Origin of the sequence: Burkholderia sp. E168m23 (assembly GCF_016586125.1) — a bacterium.
Lineage (GTDB): Bacteria > Pseudomonadota > Gammaproteobacteria > Burkholderiales > Burkholderiaceae > Burkholderia > Burkholderia orbicola.
In genome coordinates this window covers 1-7,651 of the sequence record NZ_BCPP01000262.1, presented here as the reverse complement: position 1 = coordinate 7,651, position 7,651 = coordinate 1, and the positions used below count along the sequence as shown (strand labels likewise).

At 69.4% G+C, this 7,651-nt stretch carries 12 protein-coding genes; 5 read left to right on the top strand and 7 right to left on the bottom strand.

The window, feature by feature from the left end; genetic code table 11:
• Positions 1–132: 132 nt before the first annotated feature.
• The 3 genes from JMF90_RS15460 to JMF90_RS15450 all read right to left on the bottom strand — a co-directional run bounded on the left by JMF90_RS15460 (position 133) and on the right by JMF90_RS15450 (position 1,192).
• Positions 133–444, bottom strand: a complete 312-nt coding sequence (locus JMF90_RS15460) for a hypothetical protein (RefSeq protein ID WP_201317316.1) — start codon at positions 442–444, stop codon at positions 133–135.
• Entirely contained in the window at positions 441–764 is a 324-nt protein-coding gene (locus JMF90_RS15455) for a hypothetical protein (RefSeq protein ID WP_374039687.1), read from the bottom strand. The genes JMF90_RS15460 and JMF90_RS15455 overlap by 4 nt, the downstream gene beginning before the upstream one ends.
• A 122-nt stretch (positions 765–886) precedes the next feature.
• Positions 887–1,192, bottom strand: a complete 306-nt coding sequence (locus JMF90_RS15450) for a hypothetical protein (protein ID WP_011545561.1) — start codon at positions 1,190–1,192, stop codon at positions 887–889.
• A gap of 167 nt (positions 1,193–1,359) precedes the next feature.
• Between JMF90_RS15450 and JMF90_RS15445 the strand changes: the two genes are divergently transcribed.
• The 3 genes from JMF90_RS15445 to JMF90_RS15435 all read left to right on the top strand — a co-directional run bounded on the left by JMF90_RS15445 (position 1,360) and on the right by JMF90_RS15435 (position 2,712).
• Complete coding sequence (locus JMF90_RS15445; RefSeq protein ID WP_011545562.1) at positions 1,360–1,614, top strand: hypothetical protein; 255 nt, start codon at positions 1,360–1,362, stop codon at positions 1,612–1,614.
• Between the two features lie 91 nt (positions 1,615–1,705).
• Positions 1,706–2,137, top strand: coding sequence for a CBS domain-containing protein (locus JMF90_RS15440; protein ID WP_011545563.1), 432 nt, complete (start codon positions 1,706–1,708; stop codon positions 2,135–2,137).
• A 92-nt stretch (positions 2,138–2,229) separates the two neighbouring features.
• Entirely contained in the window at positions 2,230–2,712 is a 483-nt protein-coding gene (locus tag JMF90_RS15435; protein WP_006498342.1) for a PRC-barrel domain-containing protein, read from the top strand.
• 121 nt (positions 2,713–2,833) lie between these two features.
• Here JMF90_RS15435 and JMF90_RS15430 read toward each other — a convergent pair whose 3' ends face one another.
• Complete coding sequence (locus JMF90_RS15430; RefSeq protein WP_201317317.1) at positions 2,834–3,313, bottom strand: response regulator; 480 nt, start codon at positions 3,311–3,313, stop codon at positions 2,834–2,836.
• 233 nt (positions 3,314–3,546) lie between these two features.
• On the opposite strand from JMF90_RS15430, the gene JMF90_RS15425 reads away from it, so the two are divergent.
• Both JMF90_RS15425 and JMF90_RS15420 read left to right on the top strand, forming a co-directional pair.
• Positions 3,547–4,215, top strand: coding sequence for a UdgX family uracil-DNA binding protein (locus tag JMF90_RS15425; protein WP_201317318.1), 669 nt, complete (start codon positions 3,547–3,549; stop codon positions 4,213–4,215).
• The gene (locus JMF90_RS15420; protein ID WP_201317319.1) at positions 4,212–5,504 is read left to right on the top strand and encodes an Nramp family divalent metal transporter; all 1,293 of its coding nucleotides are present in this window, start codon (positions 4,212–4,214) and stop codon (positions 5,502–5,504) included. The genes JMF90_RS15425 and JMF90_RS15420 overlap by 4 nt, the downstream gene beginning before the upstream one ends.
• A gap of 94 nt (positions 5,505–5,598) precedes the next feature.
• On the opposite strand, the gene JMF90_RS15415 is transcribed toward JMF90_RS15420, so the two are convergent.
• The 3 genes from JMF90_RS15415 to JMF90_RS15405 all read right to left on the bottom strand — a co-directional run.
• A complete protein-coding gene (locus JMF90_RS15415) occupies positions 5,599–6,210 on the bottom strand; it encodes a hypothetical protein (protein ID WP_011545570.1) in 612 nt (203 codons plus the stop codon).
• Positions 6,211–6,269: 59 nt separating this feature from the next.
• Entirely contained in the window at positions 6,270–6,884 is a 615-nt protein-coding gene (locus tag JMF90_RS15410; protein WP_201317320.1) for a DUF4142 domain-containing protein, read from the bottom strand.
• Between the two features lie 34 nt (positions 6,885–6,918).
• Positions 6,919–7,651: SDR family oxidoreductase (locus JMF90_RS15405; RefSeq protein ID WP_201325212.1), on the bottom strand; the 733-nt coding region annotated here is incomplete at its 5' end.

Genomic DNA, 7,651 nt, shown 5'->3' with positions numbered 1-7,651 from the left:
ATTGGTCGGTTGCGTGCATGCGCCCAGCGCGCACGCGGCGGCAAACGCACAGGCGCCCACGCGTATCGTCTGGATCGTGTTCATCGAGTCCTCCGTGAATCGACTGCCCCGGGCCGGCCAGTGCGGCGCGGCTCAGAGCCGGTTGAAATGGAAATCGCCCGCGTACGCGGTCGGTGCGCGGCGCGCCATCATCGTGTCGAATTCGGCCGCGACGCGCGTGAGCGTGCCGCGTTGCCGGTCGACGTCGGCCCGTTCGAGCGCGGCGAACGCGTCGGCGTCGAACGTCACGGTCAGCGACGCCGGATGGCCGTCGACGCGAAAGCCGATATGCAGTGCGCCGGCCGGCTGCTCCTCGACGTGGAACGGCATCGCGCGCGCCTCGAAATGACGGCCGAGCGTCTCGGCGATGTCGCGCAGCATGCCGGGTTTCAAGCGGATACTCATCGCACATCCTCCATTCGCATGAGCGGCGGCGCGCCCACCCGCCACGCCCGCACGGGCGGCTCGCGCGACGGCGGGTCGCGTTCGGGCGGCGCATGCCCGGGCGGGTCGCCCTCCGGTTCCCGGTACGGTTCGGGCAAGTCCGGCGGCACGTCGTCGGGATCGGGCGGCTCGGGGTCCGGCTCGATGTCGGGGAACGGCGGTTCGGGTCGTTGCAGCCACTGCGCGGGTTCGTGTTTCATCGGCATTCCATCGTTGCGGGTTCGGGTCGGGATCGGCGCGACGGCCGCGTAGCGAAGATTCGCAAGCCGCGTGCCGTCCATTCACGTCGCCGCAGGCGCGGGTCACGCGGGGATCGCCCGGGAATCGGTACGCAGGCGTGCGGTCGAACGCCAGTCGCCATGCCTTCGCTACACCGTTCGCTGCAAATCTTGCAAGCGCGCGGCTACGCGTCGTAGGCGGCCATCACGAGCCACAGCTCGCGGCCGTCGTCCCGCACGCGTGCAGCCAGCGCATACGGGTCCGACGGCTCGCACGCCCGCTGCAGCGCGAAGCGCGCGGGCTCGGTCGCGCCGAACGTCTCGTCGCCGAGCGGCCGCACGTCGGCCTTGCCTTCGAACATCCGGCGCTCGGGCCGGTAGATCAGCGGCTCGCGCTTCCACGTATCGAAATGGCTTTTCACCGAATCGAATCCGCCGCCGCATACGTTGATCTCGTAGCGCACCCCTGGTCGTCGTTTCGGAATCGTCATCCTGCCTCCCGCTCGGTGTGCGCGCAGCAGGCACCCTGTTGCGCTGTGTCGTCATGGTCGTCGTCGTGGTCGTGGCCGTCGCAGCGGCAAGTCGCGTGCCGGGCGCGCGGGCCGGGAACGCAGGTTGCGGCACAGGCGGCTCCTCGTCACCGATACGGAGTACCGCGATGAAGGATTCGACCCGGCACGGCCGCGACGCACCGGCGCAGGAGCGGCAGCCCGACCCGCAGCCGCCGCTGAAGGACCAGGACCGCACCCATACGCGCCATTCGGAACGTCATATCGACAAGCAACTCGAGGACACGTTTCCGGCCAGCGACCCGCCGGCGACCGGCGGCGTCACGCGCATCGAGCCCGACACGCCGCCCGGCAAGCACGACGACGGGCCGGCGGAGGACAAACGCAAACGCGACGAGAAGTGACGAGACGAACCACGCCTGCACGGCATGCGGTTTGCTGGAACACGGCAGCCGCACCGGCACATCGCTTTACCTGACTGCCAAGGAGAAATTCATGCATCGCGTCAACGAAATCATGTCGCAGGACGTCGTGCGGATCGCACCGACCGACTCGATCCGTCACGCCGCTCAACTGATGGAGCGCTACGACATCGGCGCGCTGCCCGTGTGCGACAACAACCGGCTGGTCGGGATGGTGACGGACCGCGATCTCGCGGTGCGTGCGATCTCGGCCGGCAAGCCGCCGGAGACGCGCATCCAGGAGGTCGCGTCCGGCCCGATCGAATGGTGCTTCGACGACGATTCGCTGGACGAGATCCAGCACTACATGGCCGACGCGCAACTGCGCCGGCTGCCGGTCGTCGATCACGACAAGCGACTGGTCGGCATGCTGTCGCTCGCCGACATCGCAACGCGCACGGCCAGCCCCGAGCGCGACGACGTGGCGAACACGCTCGAAGGCGTGTCGCAACCGAAACAGACGTGACGGAGCGGTTTTCCGCTTCGCCCCGCCCACCCGCGCGACCCGCAGGGCCCGGCCCCGGGCACGGTCGCGCCCCACACAGCCTGGAGGAAACCATGCAGACTCCCGATCAAGGTCAGACCCGCATCATCGGCAAGGGCGCCGCGACGGCGGCCGGCCCCGGCCCCGACGTGATGGCGGCCGATACGCTGGAAGGCGACAAGGTCTATACGACCGACGGCGACGATGTCGGCAAGATCAAGGACATCATGCTCGACGTGCGCTCCGGCCGCATCGCGTATGCGGTGCTGTCGAGCGGCGGCATTCTCGGCATCGGCGACAAGCTGCACGCGATTCCGTGGAGCGCGCTGACGCTCGATACCGAACGCAAGTGCTTCCTGCTGTCGGTATCGTCCGAGCGGATTCGCAATGCGCCGGGGTTCGACAAGGACCACTGGCCGGCGATGGCCGATCCGCAATGGGCCGAGCCGCTGCACGAGTTCTACGGCAGCACGCCGTACTGGAGTGCCGGCGACGAGCTCGGCTTGACCGACCCGACCGAAGACCTCGACGATCCGCGCACGCGCGGCCGTCACTGACCGCACCTTGACGCGGCGCCGGTTCGCCGGCGCTTCCGTTCGACACGCCCCGCCCCGCGGGGCGTTTTTTTGTGGTCGCGTTTTGGCGGCCGACGCCGCACCCGGCGCACCGCCAGCCTTTTTACAAGGGTCGTGTAACGTCCCCGTCCGGCTTCCTGGCGCCGCCGCTCGCCGATTCGAGGTAGCCCAGCAGCCGGTGCGGCGTCAGCGGCTTCGCGCAGTGCGCGTCGAAGCCGGCTTCCTTCGCCCGTTCGCAATCGCGCCGCGACGCAAGCCCGCTGCACGCGATCAGCAGCATGTCCGACGTTTGCGGATCGCGCCGCAGCCGCGCCGCGAGCTGCAGCCCGTCGAGGCCCGGCATCGCGATGTCGAGCACCACCGCGAACGGCTGCCAGTCGCGCGCGACGTCGCACACGGCGAACGGATCGTCGGCGACCCGGCACTCGAAGCCGCGCGCCTCGAGCAGCAGGCGCAGCGCATCGGCCGCATCGCGATAGTCGTCGACGACGAGCACGCGGCGCGGACGGCGCGGCACGCTGTCGGGCGCACGCCACAGCAGCACGTCGTCGGCGGCCGGATCGTCGCCGGGTTCGAGTTGCATCGTGCTTCTCCTGTCGTTGGACCGGCTTGCCACGCAAGGCGCGCGCCCATGCCGGCTGCACGCGGCATGCCGGTTGCTGCCTTGCTCGCATCGTCGACACAGGAGTCTTTCATGCGCACGATGCGGCTTCGCTCGTCCGGTGTGCTTCCCTCTGCGCGTGCGACAACCCGAGCGCCGACATGTTCCGCGCGACGGCGGCGTACCGTCCGTTCGGCCTGCGCCGGAGATGCCGCATGACGCGCAAAACGCTCGACCGCCAGGCACCGACGACGACGCCCGACGACGATGCCCCGGCCACGCTCGACGCGTGCCGCCGCTGCGCGCTGTGGGAACACGCGACGCAGCCGGTGCCGGGCGCCGGGCCCGTCGACGCGCCGATCATGCTGGTCGGCGAGCAGCCGGGCGACCAGGAGGACCGTGCAGGCCTGCCGTTCGTCGGCGCGGCCGGCCGCATGCTCGATCGCGCGCTCGACGAAGCCGGGATCGAACGCGCGCACGTCTACCTGACGAACGCGGTCAAGCACTTCAAATGGGAACCGCGCGGCAAGCGCCGGCTGCACAAGACACCCGCGCAGCGTGAAGTGGCGGCATGCCATTACTGGCTCGAACGCGAACTGGAAGCCGTCCAGCCGCGTGTGGTGGTCGCGCTCGGCGCGACGGCGCTGCGCGCGGTGCTGCAGGACAACGACGCGACGCTGGAGCGCACGCGCGCCCCGGTGCGCACCGAGGACGGCCGGCTCGTCGTCGCGACCTATCACCCTTCGTACGTGCTGCGCACGCGCGGCGCCGATTCCCGCGAGCATGCATACCGCACGCTGGTCGACGCGTTGCGCACCGCGTCGCGCCTCGCCCGCGAGCGGCGCCACGGCGGCGGGCGCCCGGCGCACGGGGATGCCGGATGAGCGGACTCGACGAAGACGCGCAGCCGGCGGCCGAGGCGCCGCCGGCCGCCGCGAAACCGTGGTATCGGCGGCTCGGCCCCGGCCTGCTCGCGGGCGCGTCGGATGCCGATCCGAGCAACGTCGCCGTCTACGCGCAGGCCGGCAGCCAGTTCGGTTTCAACATGCTGTGGATGATCGTCGTCACGCTGCCGATGATGGTCGCCGTGCAGCTCGCGTCGGCGTTCATCGGGCGCCGCAATCGCGAAGGGCTCGTGGCCGGCATCCGTCAGCACTATTCCGAGCGCGTCGCGAAGATGCTGATCGTGATGGTCGTGATCGTCAACGTCGTGAACGTGGGCGCCGATCTCGCGGCGATGGGCGACGCGACGGCGCTCGTCGTCGGCGGCCGCAGCTACTGGTATGCGCCGCTCTACGGAATCGCATCGCTCGCGTTGCAGGTGATGCTGTCGTACGAACGCTATGCACGCTGGATCAAATGGATGACGCTCGGCCTGATCGCGTACGTGCTCGAACTCGGCTTCGTGCACGTCGACTGGGGCGACCTGCTGCACGCGATCGTGCTGCCGCACATCGCCTTCAGGCACGACTATGCGACCACCGCGGTCGCCGTGCTCGGCACGACGCTGAGCCCGTACCTGTTCGTGTGGCAGGCCGCGCTCGAAGTCGAGGAAACCACGGCCGAGCAACAGAACGGCGAACGCAACTCGCGCCGCGAGACCGAACAGCGCATCACGTTCGACACGTGGACCGGCATGATCGTCACCAACGCGGTGTCGTTCTGCATCATGGTGATCGGCGCGGCCGTGTTCTTCGCGCACGGCCGCCACGACATCGGCAGCACCGCGCAGGCCGCCGAGGCGTTGCGGCCGATCGCCGGCGAAGCCGCGTTCCTGGTGTTCGCGTTCGGCATCGTCGGCTGCGGGCTGCTCGCGATTCCCGCGTTCGCGGGCAGCGCCGCCTACGGTTGCGCGGAAGCGTGGCGGTTTCGCGAAGGGCTGAACGAGCCCGTGCGGCGCGCGCCCGCGTTCTACACGGTGCTGGCGCTGTGCGTGATCGTCGGCATCGCGATCTGCTTCAGCCCGATCGACCCGATCCGCGCGTTGTACTGGAGCGCCGTGCTCAACGGCGTCGCGGCGGTGCCGATGCTCGTGCTGGTGATGCTGCTGTCGCAACAGCGCGATGCGGCAGGCCAGCCCGGTAGCGGGCCGGTATCGAAAGTGTTCGGCTGGCTGGCGGTCGCGCTGATGGCCGTGTCGGTAGTGACGATGATCGTCGATGTACTGACGTGAGGGATTGAAGCAGGAGCGTGCGGAAGGTTGCGTACGCGACCTGATGGACCGGCAAGCGGGCGGCCGCGCCGCGCGCGGCACGCCCGCCCGGGTGTTACATCATCTTGCCGCGCGAGCGCTCGGCACGTGCCGCGTCGGCCGCGGACTCCACCTTCTTCACTTCCTCCGGCGGCGGCAGCACCGCCTTGAAGCCCATCGACTCGATCCACATCTCGCGCGCCCAGCCCCGCGTGTGATACAGGTGATGGTCCTCGTCGGCCTCGACCTCGTCGTGCGCGGCCTTCAGCGCCTTCGCGGCATCGCTGTCGGGCAGTTGATCAGCCGCGTAGCCGATCAGCTCCCAGTTCAGGTGGTCCTTGGTTTCGGCCAGCACCACGCACTCGGCCGCGACCACCTGCGCGACCGCCGGGTCGGCCTGCTTCTTCGCCTGCTGGATCACCTGCACGAGCGACTTGCCGGTCGCCGCCACCGCGGCGCGCCCCGGCGACTGCGCATCGGGATCGAGGCCCAGTGTTTCGAATACCTTGCGCAGCACCTCCTGGTGATGCAGCGTCTCGCGATGATACTTCTCCCATTCCTTATGGAGGTCCTCGTCGGTCGCGCACTGGAGCGCGGCCTCGTAGATCTGCGCGCCGCCAAGCTCGGTCTCGTATGCCTGGCAGAGCAGTTCGAGGATACCTTCGTGCTTCGATTGCCGTTGGGCCATGACTGCTTCTCCGAAAAAGCGGGCCGCCTGGGCGGCCCAGGGGTGGAACCGGGCACGCGTTATTGCGTGCCCACCTTGCGTGCGACCGTCTGCGCCATGCTCAGGTGATGCTTGAGCGTCGGCAGCGTGGATTTCGCGAACGCGCGCAGCTGCGCGTCCTTGCCGTCGCGCGCTTCGTCTTCGAACAACGCGACCGCCTTCTGGTGCGCGTCGGGGCCGGCCGCCGCGAGATACGCGGCGTCGAAGTCGTGCCCGCTCTTGCCGCGCAGCGCCTCCACGTCAGGGTCGGAAATCTGTTCGACCTGCGGCTTGATACCCTTGCGCGCGGCGATTTCGTTGAGCTTCGCGTTCGCCTTGCCGTGATCCGCGACCATCCGTTTCGCGAACGCCCGGACGTCCGCCGACTGCGCCTGCTTCAGCGCGAGCTGGCTTGCCTGCACTTCGGCCTTGCCGGCCATCGCGGCCTTGTCGACGAACTCCGCGTCGGTGCCCTTCGGCGCTTTCGCGATGCCGGGGTCCCCGGCGGCGCCGGCGCCCGACGACGGGTTGATCACGCCGCCCGGCACATGCGCATTCGACGCGGGCGGCTCGCTCGGCATCTGCGCGCGGGCGAGCCCCGACACGGCGAGCACGCCGGCGGCGAGCGCCGCGATCGTCCAGTTGGGTTGTCTCATCTGCTTTCTCCTGGTGCTTGCGTGGAAACGGCCATCAGCCGCCGACGATCGAGCCGCCGTTCGGATGCAGCGTCTGCCCGGTCATGTAGCTCGCGCCGTCCGACGCGAGCAGCACGTAGCAGTCGATCAGTTCGTCCGGCTGGCCCGGCCGCTTGAGCGGCACGTTCGAGCCGAATTTCGCGACCTGCTCGGGCGTGAACGTCGACGGAATCAGCGGCGTCCAGATCGGCCCCGGCGCGACCGCATTCACGCGGATGTCGCGTTCGGCCAGCTCGATCGACAGCGAACGCGTGAACGCGACGATCGCGCCCTTGGTCGCCGAGTAGTCGGGCAGTTTCGGGCTGCCGTGATACGCGGTGACCGACGCCGTGTTGACGATGCGGCCGCCTTCCTTCATGTGCGGCAGCGCGGCCTGCGTGCAGAAGAACATCCCGTATACGTTGGTGCGGAACGTGCGTTCGAGCTGTTCCTCGGACACGTCCTCGATGCCCGGCTGCGGATGCTGCTCGCCCGCGTTGTTCACGAGCACGTCGAGCCGGCCGAGCCGCTCGACCGTGCGGGCGACCGCGTCGCGCGCCTGCCGGCGATCGCCGACGTCGCACGCGATCGCCTCGCAGCGCCGGCCGGCCTGCTCGATCAGTTGCTTCGTGTGCGCGGCGTCGTCGGATTCCTCCAGGTAGACGATCGCGACGTCCGCGCCCTCCTTCGCGAAACCGACCGCCACGGCGCGGCCGATCCCGCTGTCGCCGCCCGTCACCAGCGCGACC

Excerpts from the sequence above, each read along its gene's own strand:
- JMF90_RS15460 (WP_201317316.1), bottom strand. The coding sequence starts at position 444 with ATGAGTATCCGCTTGAAACCCGGCATGCTGCGCGACATCGCCGAGACG.
- JMF90_RS15455 (WP_374039687.1), bottom strand. The coding sequence starts at position 764 with ATGGACGGCACGCGGCTTGCGAATCTTCGCTACGCGGCCGTCGCGCCG.
- JMF90_RS15450 (WP_011545561.1), bottom strand. The coding sequence starts at position 1,192 with ATGACGATTCCGAAACGACGACCAGGGGTGCGCTACGAGATCAACGTA.
- JMF90_RS15445 (WP_011545562.1), top strand. The coding sequence starts at position 1,360 with ATGAAGGATTCGACCCGGCACGGCCGCGACGCACCGGCGCAGGAGCGG.
- JMF90_RS15440 (WP_011545563.1), top strand. The coding sequence starts at position 1,706 with ATGCATCGCGTCAACGAAATCATGTCGCAGGACGTCGTGCGGATCGCA.
- JMF90_RS15435 (WP_006498342.1), top strand. The coding sequence starts at position 2,230 with ATGCAGACTCCCGATCAAGGTCAGACCCGCATCATCGGCAAGGGCGCC.
- JMF90_RS15430 (WP_201317317.1), bottom strand. The coding sequence starts at position 3,313 with ATGCAACTCGAACCCGGCGACGATCCGGCCGCCGACGACGTGCTGCTG.
- JMF90_RS15425 (WP_201317318.1), top strand. The coding sequence starts at position 3,547 with ATGACGCGCAAAACGCTCGACCGCCAGGCACCGACGACGACGCCCGAC.
- JMF90_RS15420 (WP_201317319.1), top strand. The coding sequence starts at position 4,212 with ATGAGCGGACTCGACGAAGACGCGCAGCCGGCGGCCGAGGCGCCGCCG.
- JMF90_RS15415 (WP_011545570.1), bottom strand. The coding sequence starts at position 6,210 with ATGGCCCAACGGCAATCGAAGCACGAAGGTATCCTCGAACTGCTCTGC.
- JMF90_RS15410 (WP_201317320.1), bottom strand. The coding sequence starts at position 6,884 with ATGAGACAACCCAACTGGACGATCGCGGCGCTCGCCGCCGGCGTGCTC.